Origin of the sequence: Bradyrhizobium sp. CB3481, from assembly GCF_029714305.1 — a bacterium.
GTDB lineage: Bacteria > Pseudomonadota > Alphaproteobacteria > Rhizobiales > Xanthobacteraceae > Bradyrhizobium.
In genome coordinates this window covers 2,710,260-2,730,898 of record NZ_CP121647.1, presented here as the reverse complement: position 1 = coordinate 2,730,898, position 20,639 = coordinate 2,710,260, and the positions used below count along the sequence as shown (strand labels likewise).

The window sequence follows — 20,639 nt, the reverse complement described above, 5'->3', positions numbered from 1 at the left end:
GTGAGCGTTCTGGTTCTGGTTGTAGATGATGAGCCCGACATCGAAGCGTTGTTCCGCCAGCAATTCCGCCGTGACTTGCGCGCGCAGCGGTTCGTCATGGACTTCGCCAATTCCGCACCGGATGCGCTGGAGCGCGTCGGCTCGAACATCGAGCATTCGCTGATTCTGATTCTGTCCGACATCAATATGCCCGGCATGACTGGACTGGAGATGTTGCCGAAGGTCAAGCAGATGCGGCCCGAGGTGCCGGTCATCATGATCACGGCCTATGGCGACGCCGACACAAAGCGCAAGGCACTCGAGAACGGCGCGACTGACCTTCTGACCAAACCGATCGACTTCGTGACGCTGCGTCGGGAGATCGATGCCAGGGTCGAGCAAGCCGCATGACTGCAACCATCCTCGTGGTCGATGATGAGCCGGATCTGGAGGCATTGATCCTTCAGAAATTCCGGCGGCAGGTTCGCGAGGGTTCAGTCAGCTTCATGTTTGCGCGTGACGGGCTCGAGGCGCTGCAGTCGCTCGAGCAGCATCCGCACGTCGACCTGGTGGTCTCCGACATCAACATGCCGCGAATGGACGGCTTGTCGCTGCTCGCCAAACTGCAGGAAGCCGAGGATAAAAAGTCCACCATTATCGTGTCGGCTTACGGCGACATGAGCAACATCCGCACTGCGATGAATCGCGGCGCGTTCGACTTCCTGACCAAGCCGATCGATTTTTCCGATCTCGAAGCGACGATCGACAAGACTCTGCGGCACATCGAAGTGCTGCGCGATGCTCGTCGCCGTCAGGCGGAAGCCGAGCGCGCCCATGCCTCGCTCTCCCGTTATTTCTCGCCCGAGCTCGCCAAGCGGCTTGCGGCCAGTGTTGGCGACGGCACGGAGGTGACCTGGCGAGAGGTTGCGGTCATTTTCACCGACATAACCGGTTTCACGTCGCTGGTTGAGACTGCCGTGCCTGAACTGCTCGGAGAGCTTCTCAACGAATATGTGGCCGGAATGACCGACGTCGTCTTCGCGCACGAGGGAACCGTGGCGAAGGTGATCGGCGATGCGATCGAGGTTCTGTTCAATGCGCCCAGCGACCAGCCCGACTATGCGACGCGCGCGGTTGCCTGTGCGCAGGAACTTGACCTATGGGCGGAAGCGTTTCGCGAACGGTGGAAAGCGAAAGGTGTGAATTTCGGTGCGACCCGCATTGGTGTTCATGCCGGACCTGCGCTGGTGGGCAATTTCGGCGGCAACCGCTTCTTTGACTACACCGCTTACGGAGACACCATCAACACGGCGGCGCGGCTTGAAGGAGCGAACAAGTTTCTCGGCACCCGGATTTGCGTCAGCGCGACAATTGCAAGCGCGGCGGAGAATTTCAGGGGTCGACCAATCGGTGATCTCGTGCTGCGTGGGCGCAGCGAACCATTGCGCGCTTACGAGCCGTTATCGGCGGCGAGTTTTGGAGCGCCAGCGACATCGCAGTATGGCGATGCTTTCGCCAAGCTTGAGGCCGGCGACGGCGCTGCAATGCCGGCCTTTGCTGCACTTGTCGGCTCGCATGCCGAGGACCCTCTGGCCAATTTTCACCTCAAGCGATTGCTGAACGGCGCCAAGGGCGCCCGCATGCAAATCGAATAGACGCCCTACTCCGCCATCTCCGCCGGCGTCGATGGACCGGCGAGCGGCCGCTCCTCCATCAGGATGATGCACAGCGCGGCGCAGGCCAGCAGCGCGGTGGCGGCGCCGAACACGTAATGGAACGCGGTGACCATGTCGGCCACCGGTATCGCATTCGCCGGCCCGCGATGTTCGCCGAGCGAGATGCCCGCCCCCAGCGCCATCAACAGGATCGCGCTGAAGGCGGCGACCGTGAACGACGACATCAGCGAGCGGAAGAAATTCATCGCGCCCGTCACCGTGCCGATCTGCGGGCGCGCCACCGAGTTCTGCAGCGAAACCACGCTGACCGGGAACGTCGTGCCGAGCCCGAGCGCAAACAGCGACAGCACGACCAGCAACGCCCACAGCGGCAGCGTCGTCGCGGTCAATACCGCACCGAAGATCGTGGCCGCCGACGTGCCGACGATCGCGACACGCTTGTAATGCTTGGCGCGCGCCATGGTCCGTCCGGCGATCGCCGCGCCGCAGGTCGAGATCGCGGCGAGCGGGATCAATGCGAGGCCGGCCTCGCTCGCGCTCAGGTGATAGACGACCTCGTAATAGAGCGGCAGATGCACGGTCAGGCCCGTGATGGCGCCGAGCGCGCAGCCGCCGGCCACCATGGCAAAGGGCACCACCGTTCCGCCGAGCAGCGGCAACGGCAAAAACGGCTCCTCGGCAGTTCGCGCATGCCAGACGAAGCCGAGCGCCAGCGCCACCGACGCACCGATCATCGCCATAATCGCCGGCGACAGCCAGGCATGGCGGTTGCCGCCCCAGGTCAGCACCAGCATGACGACCACAGCGGAGGCCATCAGCAGCACCCCGCCGAGCCAGTCGACCTTGCGGCGGCGGTGAAACACCGGGATCTTGGCCATCTTGGGCAGCAGTAGGAACAGCGCGCCGACGGCGAGCGGCACGTTGATCCAGAAGATCATCGACCAGTGCAGATGCTCGGCGAACACGCCGCCAAGCACGGGCCCGAGCAGGCCCGCCGCCATCCAGACGCCGCTGAAATACGCTTGATATTTGCCGCGCTCACGCGGTGAGACGACATCGGAAATCACGGTCTGCACGACCGGCATGATGCCGCCGCCGCCCAGCCCCTGCAGGCCGCGCGCGACGATCAATACCGGCATGTTCGGCGCCACCGCGCAGAGAATCGAGCCCGCCGTGAACAGGACGAGCGACACGGTGATCATGACGCGGCGGCCATAGATGTCGCTCAGCGTGCCGAACACCGGCGCGACCGCGGTCGAGGCTAGGAGATAGGCGGTGATAACCCAGGACAGGTTGCTGACGTCATTGAACTGGCGGCCGATCGTCGGCAGCGCGGTGGCCACGATGGTCTGGTCGAGCGCCGCCAGGAACATCGTCAGCAACAGGCTCATCAGGATGGTGCGAACCTCATCCTGGGTCAGCGGGGCCGGCGGCGCGAGCGGCGGGGCGTCGCTGACGTCGATCACCTCGGTCGTGATGCGTGAAAGCTCCTCGCCGATATCCTCGGGCAATGTCGTCTGGTCGGCGGGCTCAGCGCCCTGCCGTTGGTGCTTGTTCATGTCGAGCGTAATATTGTTCTACGCGGCCAAAACCGCAGAGATGGAATCGCCATATGGCCGCACATTAGAGGGCATATTGCCCCGGCGGCAGCGCCGCGCGCGCATGGGAGCATCCCGCGCGCCGACCATCGCGTTTGCGTGATGGTCCGGCAGGAGGCGCGGGCGTTTGGTTATGCTCAGGCCTTCGGCCGCTTTTTCAGCCTTGCCCGCTTCGGCAGCAGCGCGGGCCATTGCACGATGTGGTCTTCGAGCTCCTCGTCCGGAATCTCGTCCTCGGTGCCCTGCACCCGCCCCCGCACGGAAACCCCGGCTTCATGCACGGTATTGGGATCGCCCGAAATCAGCGGGTGCCACCAATAGAGATCGCGTCCCTCGGCGACCAGCTTGTAGCCGCAGCTCGGCGGCAGCCAGGTCAGGGTGCGGACGTTCTCGGGCGTCAGGCGGACACAGTCGGGGACCTTGTCGGAACGGTTCTGGTAATCCTTGCAGGCGCACAGGCCGGAATCGAGCAGCTTGCAGGAAACATGGGTGAAATAGATTTTCCCGGTGTCCTCGTCCTCGAGCTTTTCCAGGCAGCAGCGCGCGCAGCCGTCACACAGGCTTTCCCATTCGGCGTTGGACATCTCTTCCAACGTCTTGGTTTTCCAGAAGAATCCCTCCTGGCCGGAAGCTCGTTTGGGCGGTGCGGTCATCTGGTCCAATAGTTCCGGATCGTATTCGGCGATAGGCCCTTCTAGGGGGTCGGCCAATAGATGCGCAAGCGGGCCGACTACGGGCCCAAAAACGCGTGGAACGCGTTAGGCCTGACCACCAAAATGGTGAGCGGGAGCATTGGTTTATAGCCCCCGCTCGGATAGAACAGTTGCGAGTCCCCCAAGGGTCCTAAAAGCGCCTTGGGTTTGCCGCAACATCGAAGCATGACGTATCGATCGCGTCCGAGATGGGCGCCGCGAGCGTTTCGAACGACCAAGGGTCCTAGTGCGCCAGATCCTACCCCCGCATGTGAAGCAGAAGATCCGGAACTTCTTCCTGGATCTGGATGCCCGCATCGACTCGACGCTGTTCTCGTCGGGCAAGGGCCTGCGTGAACTCTACGAGCGCTACTCGACCTTCATGGACCGCTTCTATGTCGGCCGCTGGAAGCGCTGGGTGTTCATCGAGCCGCTGTCGGAGGCCGCCACCATCGGTCTCGGCGGCCTGGTCATGATGCTGGCGCTCGCGATCCCTGCGTTTCGCGAAACCGCCGATGACGACTGGCTGAAGAAGTCAGATCTGGCGGTATCCTTCCTCGACCGCTACGGCAACCCGATCGGCAGCCGCGGCATCAAGCACAACGACTCGATTCCGCTGGAAGACTTTCCCGACAACCTGATCAAGGCGACGCTCGCCACCGAAGACCGCCGCTTCTACGACCATTTCGGCATCGACTTTCCCGGCCTGGCGCGCGCGCTCGTGACCAACGCCCAGGCCGGTGGCGTTCGCCAGGGCGGTTCGTCGATCAGCCAGCAGCTCGCCAAAAACCTGTTCCTGAACAACGAGCGCACCATCGAGCGCAAGGTGAAGGAAGCCTTCCTGGCGATCTGGCTCGAGACACGCCTGACCAAGAACGAGATCCTGAAGCTTTATCTCGACCGCGCCTATATGGGCGGCGGCACTTTTGGCGTCGACGGCGCGGCGCATTTCTATTTCAACAAGTCGGCGCGCGACGTCACGCTCGCGGAATCCGCGATGCTGGCCGGCCTGTTCAAGGCGCCGACCAAATACGCCCCGCACATCAACCTGCCCGCCGCCCGCGCCCGCGCCAACGTCGTGCTCGACAACCTCGTCGACGCCGGCTTCATGACCGAGGGCCAGGTGTTCGGCGCCCGCCGCAACCCGGCGGTCGCGGTCGACCGCCGCGACGAGAATTCGCCGAACTATTATCTCGACTACGCCTTCGACGAGATGCGCAAGCTGGTCGACACCTTCCCGAAATCCTACACCGAGCGCGTCTTCGTGGTCCGCACCGCGATCGACATGAACGTGCAGCGCGCCGCGGAGGATGCGGTCGAGAACCAGCTCCGCCAGTTCGGCCGCGACTATCACGCCACCCAGGCTTCCGTTGTCGTAGCTGATCTCGACGGCGGCGTGCGCGCCATGGTCGGCGGCCGCGACTACGGCGCCAGCCAGTTCAACCGCGCCACCGACGCCTACCGGCAGCCGGGCTCCTCGTTCAAGCCCTACGTCTACGCCACCGCGCTCATGAATGGTTTCAAGCCGACCTCGATCGTGGTCGACGGCCCGGTCTGCATCGGCAACTGGTGCCCGCAGAACTATGGCCACTCCTATTCCGGCTCGGTGACGCTGACCCAGGCGATCACCCGCTCGATCAACGTCGTGCCGGTGAAGCTGTCGATTGCGCTGGGCGGCAAGACGCCGAACCCGGCCAAGGCCGGGCGCGTCAAGATCACCGAAGTGGCGCGGAAATTCGGCCTCACAGCCCCCCTGCCCGATACGCCCTCGATGCCGATCGGCTCGGACGAAGTCACCGTGCTCGAGCACGCGGTGGCCTACGCGACCTTCCCGAACAAGGGCAAGGCGGTGAAACCTCATTCGGTGCTGGAAGTGCGCACCGGCGCCGGCGACCTGGTCTGGCGTTTCGACCGCGACGGCAAGAAGCCGACGCAGGCCATCCCCGCCTCGGTCGCCTCCGACATGGCGGAGATGATGAGCCATGTCGTCAGCGAAGGCACCGCCCGCCGGGCCGCCCTCGACGGCATTCCGACCGCGGGCAAGACCGGCACCACCAACGCCTACCGCGACGCTTGGTTCGTCGGCTACACCGGCAATTTCACCTGCGCGGTCTGGTACGGCAATGACGATTACTCGCCGACCAACCGCATGACCGGCGGCTCGCTGCCGGCGCAGACCTGGCACGACATCATGGTGGTGGCGCACCAGGGCGTCGAGGTGAAGGAAATCCCCGGCATCGGCATGGGCACCAAGCTGCCGCAGCCTGCCGCGCCTGCCAACGTCGCCGCCGGCCCGCGGGTGCTCGAGACCAAGCCGGGACCGCCGCCGGTGCTGACCCGGCGCGGTGCTGACATCCTGGTGCGGGTCGAGCGGCTGCTCGACGAGGCCGGCAGGGCCGCGGGCAAGACCTCGTCCAACGATCAGAAGCAGCCCGCCAAGCCGGTCACCTCAGGTGCGCTGGCATTTCCGGAGAACTACATCACGGCCGCCGGTGAACAGGGTGCGCCGGCAGGGCGGAAGAATTAAAACGCATGATCCGGCAGGTTGTTATCTGGCGTTCCCTAGAACAGATGCGAAGCGTCCGCGCCGACATGCGCGAACCAGGCAAAACGCTTCACCTGCCGGATGAAGCCGGTCCGCGCGGAATCTGACGCCGTGAGATTTCGGAGCACAGGCCCGTGCGGCTGATCTTCATCACCTTGCTGGCATTGGCGCTTGCCACGGCCGTCGGTCTCGGCTCGACCTACGTGACGTCGACACGGGGCACCGATCTCGGCACGCTCACGATCGGCGCCTGGACGGCGCGACCGAAGAGCGGCAGCTCCGAAATCGATCCCTACTCTCGCGCCTCGATTGCCCGCAGCGGCGAGCTGCCGATCGGCACCGGCGACGGCATCGCCTTTACCGCCACCACCGACGACAACAAGAAGCCGCTCGACGGACGTTGCGACGTGGTCGTCGCCGGGGTGACGCCGGCGGCCCGGTTCTGGACGCTGACGCTGTTCGACCGCAAGGGACACCTGGTCGCCAATTCGCTGCAGCGCTACGGCTTCACCAGCCAGGAGATCGTGCGCGGCTCCGACGGCGCATTCGAGATCCGCGTGGCGGCGCGATCCCGCGCCGGAAACTGGCTGCCGACCGGCGGCATCGAGCGCTACACGCTGATGCTGCGGCTTTACGATACGCCGGTGGGCGTCGCGACGCGGACGCAGCGCGACGCGCCGATGCCCTCGATATCGACGGTGGGTTGCCCATGATCCGCCTGGCGTTCACCATCATCGCGGGCGTGCTGCTAGGCGGCGTGGTGCATCTCGTCAGCGTGCTGGCGCTGCCGCGCATCGCGACCCAGGACGCCTATTCGCGCCTGACGTCAATGACCAAGGAGAACGCCGTCACCGCGCTGCCGCTCGCCGAGCCGAGCAACGCGCCGATGCCGTTCATGGACCCGGCCTTTGCGGTGGCGATCTGCCGCTACGACCTCAAGGATGGCCCGCTGAAACTCACGGTGCCGGTCAGCCAGGCCTACACGTCGGTGTCGTTCTACACCCGCAACGAAGTCGCCTATTACGCCATCAACGACCGCTCGGCCGGCCGCAAGGTGATCGAGCTCGACCTGATGACGGAAGAGCAGCATTCGGCGCTGCCGGAGGACGAGGAAGTCACCGCCGCCGACCGGCTGATCATCGATTCCCCGACCACGACCGGCCTGATCGTGCTGAAGGCCCTCGCCCCGGAGCCCGGCCTGATGCCGCAGGCGCAAGCTTCGCTGGCGGCGTCGAAATGCACCGTGGAGACCGAGCCGCCGCCGGCCAAGCAGCCCGAGCCGCCGCCAGCCCCGACGCCCGCGCCGAAGGGCAAGCGCTGAGCAGGGCTTGGGTGGGCACACTACTTACCTAGGACGAGCCTCATAAATCCGAGATGTCCGCTTTCGAGGGAAAGCGGACACGCGGCCGCGACCACGGATTGTCGCCTTTTGAACCCGCAACGGACATTCGACTGCGAAATGGCCAGCGTTAGGAGGCCGTGTCGCGATCGATTTTTCGCAGCCGCACGAACGCCGCCCATGCTTTCGGATATGCCTCATCCTTCGGATCGATTGCGAGCAGCGCGCGGCAGGCTTCTTTGACCTCATCGGATGAAGGACGCGAATTGGAGGCCCCGGAGTTCGATTTCTCCCAACGGTCCTCGATATCTTTGGCCAAGTCCATGGCTTGTGCCGTGGTCCGTTTTTTCGCTGGTCTCGCCAGCGGGTGGTCCGACGGAAACGTTGGCCATGCGAGTGGAGGCTGGTCGCTGCGCCACTCGCCCTCCTTCCGTAAAGCCGCCTTGAATGTCGAACTTGCCCCTTGCTGTCCCACTGACCCGGGCTGGCCTGCCGAACCGAGCTGGCTTGCCATCTGACCAACCTGTTGCTCCAAGGTCCCACCTGAAGACATTGCACCTCCTGCTGACATATCAGGCGTCATGGTAGACAGAACCGTAGCACCCGCTGTTGGCAGGATCGTTTGAATATTTTTCGCCATCGAGGCTGCGCCGGGCATTGTCGGCATCTTCCGCAGGGCGACCTTTTCTTCCTCCGAAATTGGGCATCTCCTGAATGCACCATGCCGATGTGCAATCCGACCGTCGTCGTCGATACGGGCGACGTCGACCGCCACTGTGTAAACGAAGTCGCGATACTCGACATAGTGGCCCGATTTATCTTTCGCCCTGACGGCGCCGCAAACGTACTCCGCCTTGTCTTCCTCAACCGAGCGCAACGCACTAAAATCCGCCGATGCCGGATCGATCAACAAACGAGTGACTGCAAGGCGAGCTTTCGAGTGCTTCGTTGCGAAGATGCTATCCAGCGAGTAGTCGGGCATGATCGAAGAAGGCCGATACTGAAAGGCGTTCATCGCTGCGAAAACCGCTGCGCCGAACGCTGCGGAGATGACCGCCGCCGGTACATTCATTGGAACCCAGCTGTAGTTGTATTATTGACTATCTTCTATTTTGAAGGGCCAACATTAATGAACTGTAAAAACGGGCGTAAAAATGATCGATTGAATCCTTAGGTTGTATTGCCGGATGATGAAAAATAGAACCGTGGTCGATGGAAATCGGCGACTTGGGTCACCCGGCTCACGAGCGAGTGTAACGGCTGCGAGACTTCTACGTGGACCACAGCGCGATATCCGCATTTGGCCCATGGCGGACATTCACTTATGCACCGGCGATGTCCGCTTTTGAAGGTATGCGAACATGCAGCCGCGACCGCAGATGTCGCCTTGTGACCCCATTGCCGATGTTAGCTGCTGCGCCGACCGCTCTTCCGCGCAAAGAGGATCAGAAGAGGATAGGTCAGAGCGAGAATGAAGATAACGTCGAACAAGTAGAGCAAAAGCGTGAATTCCCGACCAAACGATGCACTGGCGCCAAAAAGAGTAAACGTTCGCGCGTAGGAGAATAGTATCGGCAGGTTGAGGACAATTGCGATCGAATGACCGACCCAACCGTCTCCGCAGGTGAACCTCTGCGGTCCATCGGTCCAACTGCACCCAGTTGATTTCAATACAATGGGATAAGCGACAAGCTCCAGGAGGGCTACGATAACGGCACCTCCCAGGATGCACAGGCAAATCAGGCACACACCTCGAAAAGTTCTGAGCATTACCGACCTTGCCATCCGCTAAGAGTACCAATGTTGATATCGACTTGCGACCGTGGCTAATTGGCTTACGAAGCGACATCGAGATACTGGTAAACGGACCCCCGCGGAAAACGCCTCTCCTTAGCGGCGTTTAACCGAATTCCGATTGGCGCTGACGGTGAGTGCACTGCTCTCAACTGTGTTCAGTCAATTTGCGCCATCATTCCGCGGCTGGTTGCCCGTGGGCCGATCGGCGTCTCGCGCTTGGATGTCGTCGCCTTCCGACGTGCTTGAGGCACGCGGCACGTCGGCTTGTTCCTGGTCCGCAGGTGGCGAAGGTAGCCCGGGCTGATCTTCGCCGCGATTGCCGCGGAAACGCCGGTGCAGTTTTTCGCCCTGGTCGAAAATAATATTGAGCAGCCAGCCTGCAATGGGCCGTGCGATCGCGCGAAACGGCCTGGCGATGAGGAAACCGCCTTTGACATTTTCGATCGGGAAGGCCAATGCGTTGATCAGCGTATCGGCGGAAACGTGCCGGTAATTTTTTGCCAGATGCTCGGTGTTCATCAGCATCTGGATGGCGGGCTTGTCGTTTTCACCGTCGAGCAGGATTTTCGAGGAGAACTTGTTGTCCGTGCCGGTCAGTCGATTGGCCTCTGCCGTTGCGATGGGATGCAAGCGCACCACGCTGGCTTCGGTTTGCTGGCGGTAGTGCACGGCCAGCGTCAGCTCGCCCATCTGCACCGCGGCCAGCAACGTATTGAGATAGTCGGCATCGGGCTCGGGCTTGTCGAAACTTACGCCCGGGACCATTTCTATGATGTCGAGAATGCGGCCGAGATCAGCGGCCGCCACGGCGCGGGTAGCAAGACTGGCGGCCAGGTCGGCAATGGCGCTGGAGGCGTTCGCGAACCCTTCGCTGACGCTCTTCACGGCGCCTGCGGCCAGATCTTTGAGCTTTGAAAGCACGCCTGCCCCCTCCGAATTTCCGGCGCAGCCTAGAAATGGCAGATGGTTAGGTCAATGCACCCCCCTCTATGCCGTCCGCACGCGACCGACGTCCTCTCCTGCACGCCTTCTGGATTGTCCGTGCACGCTCTGAAAACCACCTGGGCAAGCCATTCGCTGGTGAGTGGGCGTGCGGCTGCGGAGGGCCTGGCGAGCCCTACCCGGATTGCAACAAAACCTAGCCCAGCGATCAAGACGATGTACCTGCCGAGCCAGATCGGCATCAGGCATGATCTGGTTCAGCGCCTAATGCAGAAAGTCGAACGCTGCGACCAGCAGCACCGACGATACGACGCCGATTGCGATCACCCGGAGCATGTCTCTTCGCTCTGATGGCGGCATCACGCAACTCCACTAAATCAGGGCCCCGGCGCAGAAGGACGGGTCCTGCACCGGGGACCGCCCGATCCGCCGATCTGGAAGGGGCTGGGAGCGATGAATCGAGCACACCAAGTCAAACACAACCTCTGAGTAATACAAGGAAACTTTGCACCAAACACATCGAAAGATTGTGAAGTAACCCGCAACAATCTCAGGTTCCGTAGCAGGAACCGGGCGCTTCCGGTGTCCTGCGCCGCGCGGATTGCAACGTCTCCGCGCTTACCGCGTTCATACGAGCGCATCTTCAACGTAAGGAGGCTTGCATGGTGAGGAAGACGCTCTTCGCGCTCGGTGTGGCTGCGGTCCTCGCGCTGACGCCGAACGCTGCTTCTGCACAGCGCTTTCATGGGGGAGGATGGCACGGCGGTGGGTGGCATGGCGGTGGCTGGCACGGAGGCGGCTGGCGCGGCGGTGGTTGGGGTTGGCGCGGCCCAGCCGTGGGGATCGGGCTTGGTCTAGGGCTGGCCAGCGCAGCCGCTTGGGGGCCCGGCTGGGGCTGGGGTACTCCCGGCTGGGGCTACGCGGCGTGGGATGGTTGCACGAGATGGCGTCGGGTCTGGACAGGCTGGGGATGGCGTGTGGTCCCCGTGAACGTCTGCTGGTGACTCGGAACGATTGCCAGCTTCAAGGCGTCTGCCCTAATGCAGCCCGCAGCGGCAGCGCTCGTAGTCGACGGGATCGTGGCTGTTGAAGATGGTCACGGCGTCGCCGTGCTTGGCCTTGAGCGTTCGCAAGCGCTCCTGGTTCTCCATGCGCATGGCGCGGTCCATGTCGGCGCGGCGCTGGAACAGGCCGAGCACCAGCGGCACCTGCGGCGGAGTCTGCATCTGGCCGTGGAAGAAGTACGCATCGCCGGCGTGCAGCAGCCATCTGTCCCCGCTGCGCACGGCGATGCCGCAATGGCCGATAGTGTGGCCCGGCAACGGGATCATCAAAATGTCGGGCTCGCGGTCGCCGAGCGCGCGCACGCCCCTGAAGCCGAACCAGTCTTCGCCGCCCTCGCCGTAGAACGCCCATTGCGGGCCGTGCTGCCATTGCGCGGTGATGTAGCGGCCGTTCGGCGCCGGCACCGTACGCGCCGCCGCCATCTCGTATTCGCGGCGATGGACGTGCACTTTTGCGTTCGGGAAGTCCGGGATGCCGCCGGCATGATCGCGGTCGAGATGCGTCAGCAACAGATGTCGCACGTCACCCCTCGCATAGCCGAGCGCCTCGACCTGCCTTGCTGCGGTCTCGGCCGGATCGAGGCGCGGCTTGGTCTGTCGGACCCATTTGGGACCCAGCCGCGGCGGCTCTGCGATGTCGTCGAGGCCAATGCCGGTATCGACCAGCGCCAGCCCGTCATTGGTCTCGACCAACAGGCAATGACACACCATGCGGGCGCGCTGAAAAATGCTGCCGGTGCCGTTCACGAGGCGCCGGCCGATCGGGCACATGGTGCCGGTGTTGAGATGGTGGACGCGCATGACGATGTCTCCTTGAGATCGGAGCCTCAGCTTGTCATCCGGAATATCATAGGTAAAATATCGAAAATTGATATCATCGATAGGATAGACCTATGGATATTCGCGAGCTCCGCTATTTCTCGGCCGTGTTCAGGGAGCGCAATTTGACGGCGGCGGCCAGACGCTGCTTCATCTCGCAACCCTCGATCTCGGCGGCGATCACCAATCTCGAAGCCGAACTCGGCACGGCGCTGTTCATCCGCCACAAGAAGGGCGTGGCGCCGACGGAAGCCGCCGAACAATTTCACGCCGTGGCCCGCCGCATCATCGATGAAGCCGATGCTGCGAAAAATCTGTTCCGGAAATCTGCGACGCGGAACACGCTGACGCTCGGCCTGATGCGCACGCTCGACCGTCCCCGCACCATCGCGCTATTGAAGCCGCTGACCGGGACGTCCGATATCGCGCTCCGCCTGGTCGGCATCGATGATGCGGCAGATGCGCGGATCATCTCGAAGAACGTTCTGCGCGCTGACGAGCATTTCGTTCCGCTCTGGGTCGAGCGCTATGTCGCAGCGCTACCGCCGTCGCATCCGCTGACGCTTAAGGAGCGGCTGCGCACCGCAGATCTCGCCGGCGCCGCCATGGTCGATCGCTGTCATTGCGAGCAGAGCGAATTCTTCGGCCGTGCTGCCTCGGCGAAGCGGCAGCCCGCGGCGATTGCCGAATCCGAAGACTGGGCGATGGCGCTGGTGGCCGCCGGCGTCGGCATCGCCATCGTGCCCGAAGGCGTGGCGCGCGCCAATTCTGACGTCGCCGTGCGCGAGATCGACGTCGATGTAAAGCGCGAGGTCGGCCTCGCCTACAGCACGAAGCGGCCGCCGTCGGAGGCGCTGCAGAATTTCATCGCGAAACTGCAGAGCCAGCGGCCCGAAGCGGGCCGTGCCAAATCGGCCGACAAGACCCGGCGATAGTGTACCCATAAAACGAGAGACGTCTGCTTTTGACGCAAAAGCAGACATGTGCTGGCTAGCCCGGAACTTCGCCTTTTGATCGCTATAGCCCGCTGACAGAAGCCCAGTCCGTGTGGTGGCTCGACAGTTAAGGAGATCGACTGTGCTATCTAGAAGGTTCAAACGCGACGTGTGCTGGTTTGCAGCCGCGGCAGGAGTTATTATCGGAGCGACTTGCTCGCCTGCATCTGCAGACAGGACCGTCTACTACACTGACAGTTGCGTGGAACAGGAAAGCGGCGACATTGGCGGCTATGTCGTCATCGTCTCGGACGGTAAGCCTTTCCCGGTGATCAGGTTGAGTTGGTCTGAAGGCGCCCTGAAGCAGCCCGTCGCCGCTAAAGTCGCTAACTACGATCGAGGGTCCGGCCAATTATCTTTTTCAGTTTCGATTGAATGGGACGAAGGTAAAACGCGCGATATTCAGTTCGACGGCAAATTTACAATTGATCGGATGACAGGCACGTTTGCGGTGCCATGGGAGACTGCCCGGAAAGCCGTAGAACTCCAGGTTCGGTCGCGCAAAGCGGCATTTGAACCTGCAACGACTTGCCGATCAGGTTGAGAAAAAGGTACCGGCGGGCAATGTCGGCTTGTGACCCCTCAGCGGACCTGATCTGTTAGACCATCCTAAAATGGTGTAGATTAGCACTACAATCCTGATGCGATGCAGAGCCAAAAAATTGCTTGAGCTAGTTTTTGCCTTCGCTGCTCTGAGCGGCGTGATAGTCGGTGCACCGTCCTTTGCGCACGCACAAGCCAAGGCGCCTATCGCATATTTTCTTGATAAGACGTCAGATGGCGCCGATGTGTCGAACAACCTGCCTGCCAACGCGAGGGACGTTATCATCGCTAAGGTTCGTTTCTTGGAGCCGCCAATTTGGCTCCTTGGCCGTCATGGCGAGGAGCCTGGTAACGACGTGTTCGCGACAAAAGTCGAGATTACCGAGGTAAAGAGAGGCAGCGCCGAAAATGGTCGTGTCTTTGAAGTCCGAATGGGGCTACGAACCGACTACCGAGACTTTGCCAACCCGGTCGGCATTCCCCAAACACCCGACCAACTCAGTCAGGAATACACGGTGATGATCTATTCGGCGGAAGACGGCGTTCGTCGTCTGACGTCATTCATGATCAGCTCCTCGCAACACGCTCGGTGGGAGGCCGAAGTGTCCGCATATTTCCGAGAGCAAAGCTCCTTTTCTACGAGTAGGTGAAGCACCGGTCCGCATCTGGCCCATCAGCGAAGTGGCCGCAGCTCTCATTGAGGTCTGCTCAGTGGGGCATAGCGGACTAGAATTGCTCAGGTTGAGTTCTCCGCCTGCTGACCCAAAGCGGTCGCTGCACGCAATGGCTAAACGCAATTGCGTTTGTTATACTGCCTGCCCTTACAAAGGGTTGTGCTTGTAGCAAATGGGGGGAAGTAATGACACGAACTGTCACGCTCGCCTACATTGCAATGATACTGATGGCCCCCACTCTGGCCTTGGCTGGCCCGTCGGAAGATGCAAATGCTGCAGTGGACCGTTGGTCAGTTGCGTATGGCACCAATGATCCAGAAACCATTGCTAAGACCTATTGTCCGACTGCAGTCCTTCTCGGAACTGTTAGTCCGGTCATCTCCGAAGGGACGCAAGCGATAATAAAATACTTCACACCCATAAAAGGGAGCGGCAACACGAATACGATCGAAGAGCGGCGCACAATAATGATCAACGATAGCGCCGCCGTGGTCACCGGCTTCTACACGTTCACTCGTATGGTGGATGGCAAATCAGTACCAGGTCCGTCGCGCTTCACCATGCTCGTCACCAAGCAAGGAAATGAGTGGTGCATCGCACATCACCATTCCTCGCCTCACGTTCTTCCGAAGAACTAAAGAATTTAGTTGCGCGATCACCCGACGACGATCTCCTCTCGTCTCCCGCATACGGTTGTCTGGTTGTGGCCCAAAGCAGACTTGCTGAAGACCAACCCTGGTGTCTGCTTCTGAGCCGAAATCCGGACATCGCCATGTACATGGCTCTTTCGGATTTGTGAATAACGCCCTCGCCTACCCCTTCACCGTCACCGCGCGCCCGATCACGGGCTGGGCGGCGACCGGCGGGTTGGCGGTTTGCGCGGCGAGTTCGCCGATCAGGCGGTCGGCGTCGGCGGCGATGCCATCGGGCGCCTGGATCACCAGCCGCTCCAGCGCCCAGCGATAGGAAGAAATCCGCCGCTCCAGGCATTGCTGGACCCATTGCACGATCAGCGTGTTCTCTTCCATGCGGGCGATCGCATCGGCCTGTTCGCGCGGCGACAATTCCGAGACCATCTTCAGGCTGGCGCTGCGCTTGCGGTCGAGCTCGATGACGCGCACCGCCGAGGCGAAGAACGGCTCGAACCGCGTGATGTCGTTGCGGACGTCCTCGATCAACTGCTGATAGCGCGAGGTGTGCGAGCGGTGCGGCTCGTCGATCAAGGCGCGGCCATAGGTGGTGCGGTCGAACACCACCTTTTGCCGCCATGGCGAGGGCAGCGGCTGGTAATCGCCGAACACGCTCTTCCAGGCGGGGCGCGAATGCGGCGGCTCGATCAGGGGATAGGCGAGATCGCGGAGCTGGCGTTCGTTTTCGGTAAGCTGGAAGTGCGAGGGCCTGAGGCCGACACTGGCGGTCGCCTCCGCGCCGATCCAGCGGTGCATGTCGTCGTTGCGCATGTCGGCGCGGGTACGGCCGAAATCGCCGCCGCTGCAGCCGCCGAGCACGGCGCTCGCCGCGAATATCATGAGAGCCGGGAGTGACCGAAGCCCGGCGGTCCGGATCGGGAGGCACGGCTCCGGCATTTGCAAACATCCGTGGTTCAGGGGCGCCGACGGCGACGGCGACCGGGCGCCGTCCCCTCTTCCGGCCCGCGCCCGTCGCCGGTCTCGCCGGCCTGGCGTTCGATACGGACGACAGGAAGAATCAGCACGGTACCCAGGCCATCGCGTGGAGCGCCATCCATGGTTGAGCCCGGCCGCTTTGAAGCCGCATCCGCCGGAAATTCAATGATGGTGCCCATATTCCGTTCTCTCTGGTTGCCGCGCGGACGCGATTTGGCCGGCGACATGCCATCATTCAGAACAGAACGTGGTTAACGGCATCTTAATGTGTGAGGTCGGTACAGTTACGGGCTCGGACAGCTCTACTGCGTTCGAAAAGTTCGCATTTTATCGGATTCCTTCACGGGCCGTTTTCCTTAACCAACCATTAAAGTGCCTTAACGTAGTCTGACGCGAAGGATGATCGAAGTCGCGTATCCCTGACATGACGGCAGCTCCATTGTTTCCAGGTTTCGACGGGCTGATGACGCTCTCGCGCCGCGAGGGCGTCGATATCAGGCCGACCCTGCTGCGCGTGCTGACTGACCTTTACGTCCAGACCAGCGCCCATTCGGCCGATGAAGAGCGGCAGTTCGTCGAGCTGACGTCCCGCCTGATCGACCAGGTCGACGACGCCACCCGCGCCGCGGTGCGGGCGCGGCTTGCGATCTATCCGGCGACGCCGGTCGAGGTCATGGCCAAGCTCGGATTGCGATCTCCACATCCGGGCGAGCCGCTGCCGCTGGCTGCTCCGATCGCTGCGGCGCCGGCCACCCCACCGGCGGCGAGGGCGCCGACCGAGGCAGAGCTGCGGATCGCGTCCAGTCTTGCGATGCGGCCGAACGATGCCGCCGAAATCAGCGACATGTTCTTCGCCGCCAGCGCCAGCGAGCGCGCGCTGATCCTGCATAATCTGGCCGACACGCCGCTGAAGGCCTCGCCGCGCATTCCGACCGCCCGCGCCGCGCGCGCGCTGCATATTCTGGAAATGGCGGCGTTCGCCGAGGACACCGAAAACTTCGCGCTCGAGCTCGGCGAGGCCCTGATCCTGCCGCAGCGGATCGCCGCGCAGGTCGTCGACGATCCCGGCGGCGAGCCGCTGGCGTGTGCGATGAAAGCGCTGGACATGTCGAGCGCGATCTTTCAGCGCGTGCTGCTGTTCCTCAATCCGGAATTCGGCTCATCCGTGCACAACGTCTACCGCCTGTCGCGGCTCTATGACTGCCTCAGCGAACGCTCCGCGCTGGTGATGCTGGCCGCCTGGCGCGGCTCGACCATGGCGGTGACCCGCGCCAAATACCGCGCCGCGCTGTACGACGACGAACGTCATCGCGCCCGCGCGGCGAATTTGCAGGCACGGCCCGCAGTGCAGCCCGGAACGGCACCGGCCGTTCGCACCGGCACCGACGGCTCGAAGCGCTAGCGCATTGTTTTTGTCTGCTTAGGCTTTCGCCAGATCCAGAAGGTGGCGCCCTGCCCGGTCTTCGGTCTCGACGATCCATGCGTCGGGATCGAAACGGATTTCCTTGGCGAGCCGCTCCTCGACCGACTGCTCCGGCACCGGCGCTGGAGAAGCCGGCGCGAACAGCCGCTCGGCCGGGCGGCTCTCGTCATAGACGGTCTGCGGCGCGGGGGCGTACAGCATGGCGTTGCCATCGAGCAGCGCCACCTTGACGAACACCGCGCCCGCCTCCTCCGCCCCGCGCTTGCGCACGGCGCCAAAGATTCCCTCGGTCTGGCAGCGGCGCAGGTAAGCAGCCACCCAGATGGATGATTTCAATCGCATATTTTGGACGATAGGCCAGCGATCCGGCGGAAGCTAGTCGATCGGATGCCCGATCATCGCCGTCAGCTCCTTCACCAGGCGGTCAGACATTTGGCCCGTCACAGGGAGCTTGCGGTCGCGCTCGAATTTCGCGATCGCAGCCTGCGTATCCGAACCGACCGCGCCGGTCGGCTTCAACTGACCATAGCCATATTGCGTCAGCGCCCGCTGCACCGCGGCCACGCGCTTCGCGCCCGCGCTTTGCGTATTCCCCGGAATCGGTGCCGGCGGACGCACGCCATTGGCAGGCGCGGTCGTGGTCGCATTGGTCGACTTGACCACCAGATTGGCCATTGGATCGGGATTCTTGGGATCGGCATTTTTGGGATCGGCGCTCTTGGTTTCGACGTGCTTGGGATCGGCGCCCCTCACCTCGACCGGCCTGATTTCCGGCGGATCGGTGTCGGCCGACCTGGTCAATTCGACCGGGCGCGGGCGCGGCAATGGGTTCGCGGTGCCCGCCTGCGGCGCCGGCAGCGTGACGACCGAGCCGAACATCGGCGACGGATGGCGGCCGGCCTGCAGGAACAGCGCATTGGCGACGATGGCGCAGATCGCGGCGGCAGCGAGCAGGCCCGCGATCATGTCCTTTGGGCTGTGCAGGAACATGCGCATCAGAAGACCGCGCTCTCGCTCCACCGCGACAGCAGCGGCCTTCGCGCTGCGACGGCGGCGGCGCGGCGTCTCCTCATCGTCGTCGTCGATACGCCTAGGCACTCTTCTTCACCTGAGCTTGATCCTGTGATTCGGGTCGCTGCGCCGGTACCAGCGTCGCGACGTTGCTTGAAGGCGACAGCAGCGGCACAAAGTCAAGGGGCAAAGCAACCGTCACCGTGGTTCCCTCGCCGACCGTGCTCTGCACGTTCATCTCGCCGTCGTGCAATGCGACCAGGCCCTTCACGATCGACAGGCCAAGGCCGGTGCCCTCGTGCTTGCGCTGATAGGTCTTGCCGGCCTGGAAGAACGGATCGCCGATCCGCGCGAGGTCCTCGGCGGCGATACCGACCCCGGTATCGGTGACAACAAGCATCAGCCGCGTTCCTTCGGTCGCGGCGGAAACCGTGACGCTGCCGCCGCGCTCGGTGAACTTGATGGCGTTGGTGATCAGGTTGAGCGCGATCTGCTTGAACGCACGCGGATCGCCGTTCATCACCGGCAAATCCTCGGCGGCGCGGGTGACCAGGTCGACGCCGTTGTCGCGCGCCTTCAGCGCCAGCAGATTGCAGCAATGCAGCAGCGCGGCGCGCGGCGCGAACGGTTCCGGCGAAATTTCGAAATTGCCGGTTTCCATCTTGGACATGTCGAGGATGCCGTTGACCACCGACAACAGATGCTGGCCGGAATCGTTGATCAGCTGCGCGTATTCCCTGCGCCGCGCGGCATCGAGCATCATCGCCTCTTCATGCACGATCATCTCGGAGAAACCGATGATGGCGTTCAGCGGCGTGCGCAGTTCATGGCTCATGGTGGCCAGGAATCGCGTCTTGGAGGCATCGGCCTGCTCGGCGGCGGTGCGCGCCAGTTCGAGCGCCTGCTCCTGGATCTTGCGGTCGGTGATGTCGCGCATCACGGCGACGACCTCGGCTTCAGGCGAAACCTGTTCGAGCGTCCGGCAACGCATTTCGACCCAGATGAAATCGGCTGATGTGTTCTGACCGCGCGTGGCATCGCGGCGCAGGCGGAATTCGACGCTGCGCTGCTCGCTGCCGCGCGCGGCATCCGACAGTGCCGTAAGATAGGCCGGGCGGTCGGCGACATGAACGCGGTCGAACAGGCCATGGCCGGTGAGCCGGGCGCACGGGGTGCCGAGCATGGCCTCCGCCGCCGGCGAAATGAACTCCACGGCGCCATTGCGGTTGTGACGCGAAATCACGTCGCTCATGTTGCGCGCGAGCAACCGGTAGCGGTCTTCCTCGAGACTGAGCAGGGCCACGGAAGTACGCGCCAGCGATTCCGCACTGACGGCCAGCCCCGCAGCATAGAGCGTCGCCGAAGCGACGCCCGCCCCCATCAGGACGCCATGCAGGGCGGCATTCGGCTCCATCTCGGGCAGAAGATGGAAATGTCCGAGCGCGATCAGCGAGGCGGCGCATGACAGTGCCAGTGCGGAAGCGAAGGCGACGACGCGGCGCGAGGCCGACAGCGCCGCTTCCAGCGGAACGACGATGAGCCAGACCGCGGCGAAGGATTCGATGCCGCCGGTGGTCACGGCGACCATCATGACGAGGCCCGCCAGCGCCAGCGCGGAGAGGATATGCGCGCCTTCATAGCGGCCGGTGCGCGACAGAAACCACGACAACAGAATGGGTGCGATCAGCCAGGCGAACGCCGCGACCTCGAGCGCGGTGGGCGCCCCGCGCATCGCCAGATAGACCGGAAAAGCGGCAAGCGCCACCAGGCTGCCGAGCAGCCGCGGCGCCATGAAGGCGCGATGACGCGCACGCGTCAACGCATCATATCGTGCGGAGGGATGCAGCAACGCATCGAGACAATCGCGGATGATACTCAAAACAATCACGGCTCTCGCGCTTCGGCTCATTCGTCAGA

Annotated in this window: 20 protein-coding genes; 10 read left to right on the top strand and 10 right to left on the bottom strand. The window is 62.9% G+C overall.

Going from position 1 to position 20,639, the window contains the following annotated elements; translation table 11 throughout:
* Both QA643_RS12985 and QA643_RS12980 read left to right on the top strand, forming a co-directional pair.
* Positions 1-390, top strand: a complete 390-nt coding sequence (locus QA643_RS12985; RefSeq protein WP_283033554.1) for a response regulator — start codon at positions 1-3, stop codon at positions 388-390.
* Positions 387-1,634 carry an adenylate/guanylate cyclase domain-containing protein gene (locus QA643_RS12980; RefSeq protein WP_283033553.1) on the top strand — a complete coding sequence of 416 codons (1,248 nt, stop codon included), beginning with the start codon at positions 387-389 and terminating at the stop codon, positions 1,632-1,634. Before QA643_RS12985 ends, QA643_RS12980 begins: the two co-directional genes overlap by 4 nt.
* Positions 1,635-1,639: 5 nt before the next feature.
* On the opposite strand, the gene QA643_RS12975 is transcribed toward QA643_RS12980, so the two are convergent.
* Positions 1,640-3,214 (bottom strand): MDR family MFS transporter, encoded by a 1,575-nt coding sequence (locus QA643_RS12975; RefSeq protein WP_283033552.1) that lies wholly within the window; start codon positions 3,212-3,214, stop codon positions 1,640-1,642.
* A 176-nt stretch (positions 3,215-3,390) separates the two neighbouring features.
* Entirely contained in the window at positions 3,391-3,906 is a 516-nt protein-coding gene (locus tag QA643_RS12970; protein ID WP_283033551.1) for a YcgN family cysteine cluster protein, read from the bottom strand.
* Between the two features lie 286 nt (positions 3,907-4,192).
* Here QA643_RS12970 and QA643_RS12965 point away from each other — a divergent pair, with 286 nt between their 5' ends.
* The 3 genes from QA643_RS12965 to QA643_RS12955 all read left to right on the top strand — a co-directional run bounded on the left by QA643_RS12965 (position 4,193) and on the right by QA643_RS12955 (position 7,811).
* Positions 4,193-6,472: a PBP1A family penicillin-binding protein gene (locus QA643_RS12965; RefSeq protein WP_283033550.1), complete on the top strand. Its 2,280-nt coding sequence runs from the start codon at positions 4,193-4,195 to the stop codon at positions 6,470-6,472.
* Positions 6,473-6,624: 152 nt separating this feature from the next.
* Positions 6,625-7,203: a DUF1214 domain-containing protein gene (locus QA643_RS12960; protein WP_283033549.1), complete on the top strand. Its 579-nt coding sequence runs from the start codon at positions 6,625-6,627 to the stop codon at positions 7,201-7,203.
* Positions 7,200-7,811: a DUF1254 domain-containing protein gene (locus QA643_RS12955; RefSeq protein ID WP_283033548.1), complete on the top strand. Its 612-nt coding sequence runs from the start codon at positions 7,200-7,202 to the stop codon at positions 7,809-7,811. The genes QA643_RS12960 and QA643_RS12955 overlap by 4 nt, the downstream gene beginning before the upstream one ends.
* A 148-nt stretch (positions 7,812-7,959) precedes the next feature.
* Here QA643_RS12955 and QA643_RS12950 read toward each other — a convergent pair whose 3' ends face one another.
* The 3 genes from QA643_RS12950 to QA643_RS12940 all read right to left on the bottom strand — a co-directional run bounded on the left by QA643_RS12950 (position 7,960) and on the right by QA643_RS12940 (position 12,433).
* Positions 7,960-8,901, bottom strand: coding sequence for a hypothetical protein (locus tag QA643_RS12950; protein ID WP_283033547.1), 942 nt, complete (start codon positions 8,899-8,901; stop codon positions 7,960-7,962).
* A gap of 884 nt (positions 8,902-9,785) precedes the next feature.
* The gene (locus tag QA643_RS12945) at positions 9,786-10,511 is read right to left on the bottom strand and encodes a hypothetical protein (protein ID WP_283033546.1); all 726 of its coding nucleotides are present in this window, start codon (positions 10,509-10,511) and stop codon (positions 9,786-9,788) included.
* A gap of 1,094 nt (positions 10,512-11,605) precedes the next feature.
* Complete coding sequence (locus QA643_RS12940; protein ID WP_283033545.1) at positions 11,606-12,433, bottom strand: MBL fold metallo-hydrolase; 828 nt, start codon at positions 12,431-12,433, stop codon at positions 11,606-11,608.
* 92 nt (positions 12,434-12,525) lie between these two features.
* On the opposite strand from QA643_RS12940, the gene QA643_RS12935 reads away from it, so the two are divergent.
* The 4 genes from QA643_RS12935 to QA643_RS12920 all read left to right on the top strand — a co-directional run bounded on the left by QA643_RS12935 (position 12,526) and on the right by QA643_RS12920 (position 15,301).
* Positions 12,526-13,386 (top strand): LysR family transcriptional regulator, encoded by an 861-nt coding sequence (locus QA643_RS12935; protein ID WP_283033544.1) that lies wholly within the window; start codon positions 12,526-12,528, stop codon positions 13,384-13,386.
* A gap of 262 nt (positions 13,387-13,648) precedes the next feature.
* Positions 13,649-13,990 (top strand): hypothetical protein, encoded by a 342-nt coding sequence (locus tag QA643_RS12930; RefSeq protein WP_283033543.1) that lies wholly within the window; start codon positions 13,649-13,651, stop codon positions 13,988-13,990.
* A gap of 118 nt (positions 13,991-14,108) precedes the next feature.
* Entirely contained in the window at positions 14,109-14,639 is a 531-nt protein-coding gene (locus QA643_RS12925) for a hypothetical protein (protein ID WP_283033542.1), read from the top strand.
* 209 nt (positions 14,640-14,848) lie between these two features.
* Complete coding sequence (locus tag QA643_RS12920) at positions 14,849-15,301, top strand: SgcJ/EcaC family oxidoreductase (protein ID WP_283033541.1); 453 nt, start codon at positions 14,849-14,851, stop codon at positions 15,299-15,301.
* 174 nt (positions 15,302-15,475) lie between these two features.
* On the opposite strand, the gene QA643_RS12915 is transcribed toward QA643_RS12920, so the two are convergent.
* Together QA643_RS12915 and QA643_RS12910 are read right to left on the bottom strand one after the other, a co-directional pair.
* Positions 15,476-16,192: a hypothetical protein gene (locus tag QA643_RS12915; RefSeq protein WP_283033540.1), complete on the bottom strand. Its 717-nt coding sequence runs from the start codon at positions 16,190-16,192 to the stop codon at positions 15,476-15,478.
* 74 nt (positions 16,193-16,266) lie between these two features.
* Positions 16,267-16,467 (bottom strand): hypothetical protein, encoded by a 201-nt coding sequence (locus QA643_RS12910; protein ID WP_283033539.1) that lies wholly within the window; start codon positions 16,465-16,467, stop codon positions 16,267-16,269.
* A 245-nt stretch (positions 16,468-16,712) separates the two neighbouring features.
* On the opposite strand from QA643_RS12910, the gene QA643_RS12905 reads away from it, so the two are divergent.
* Complete coding sequence (locus QA643_RS12905) at positions 16,713-17,690, top strand: DUF2336 domain-containing protein (RefSeq protein ID WP_283033538.1); 978 nt, start codon at positions 16,713-16,715, stop codon at positions 17,688-17,690.
* A gap of 18 nt (positions 17,691-17,708) precedes the next feature.
* Here QA643_RS12905 and QA643_RS12900 read toward each other — a convergent pair whose 3' ends face one another.
* The 3 genes from QA643_RS12900 to QA643_RS12890 are packed head-to-tail and all read right to left on the bottom strand — an operon-like array spanning position 17,709 to position 20,631.
* Complete coding sequence (locus QA643_RS12900; RefSeq protein ID WP_283033537.1) at positions 17,709-18,053, bottom strand: DUF1491 family protein; 345 nt, start codon at positions 18,051-18,053, stop codon at positions 17,709-17,711.
* 33 nt (positions 18,054-18,086) lie between these two features.
* Positions 18,087-18,809: a peptidoglycan-binding domain-containing protein gene (locus tag QA643_RS12895; RefSeq protein WP_283033536.1), complete on the bottom strand. Its 723-nt coding sequence runs from the start codon at positions 18,807-18,809 to the stop codon at positions 18,087-18,089.
* Positions 18,802-20,631 (bottom strand): ATP-binding protein, encoded by a 1,830-nt coding sequence (locus tag QA643_RS12890; RefSeq protein WP_283033535.1) that lies wholly within the window; start codon positions 20,629-20,631, stop codon positions 18,802-18,804. The genes QA643_RS12895 and QA643_RS12890 overlap by 8 nt, the downstream gene beginning before the upstream one ends.
* Positions 20,632-20,639 lie beyond the last annotated feature (8 nt).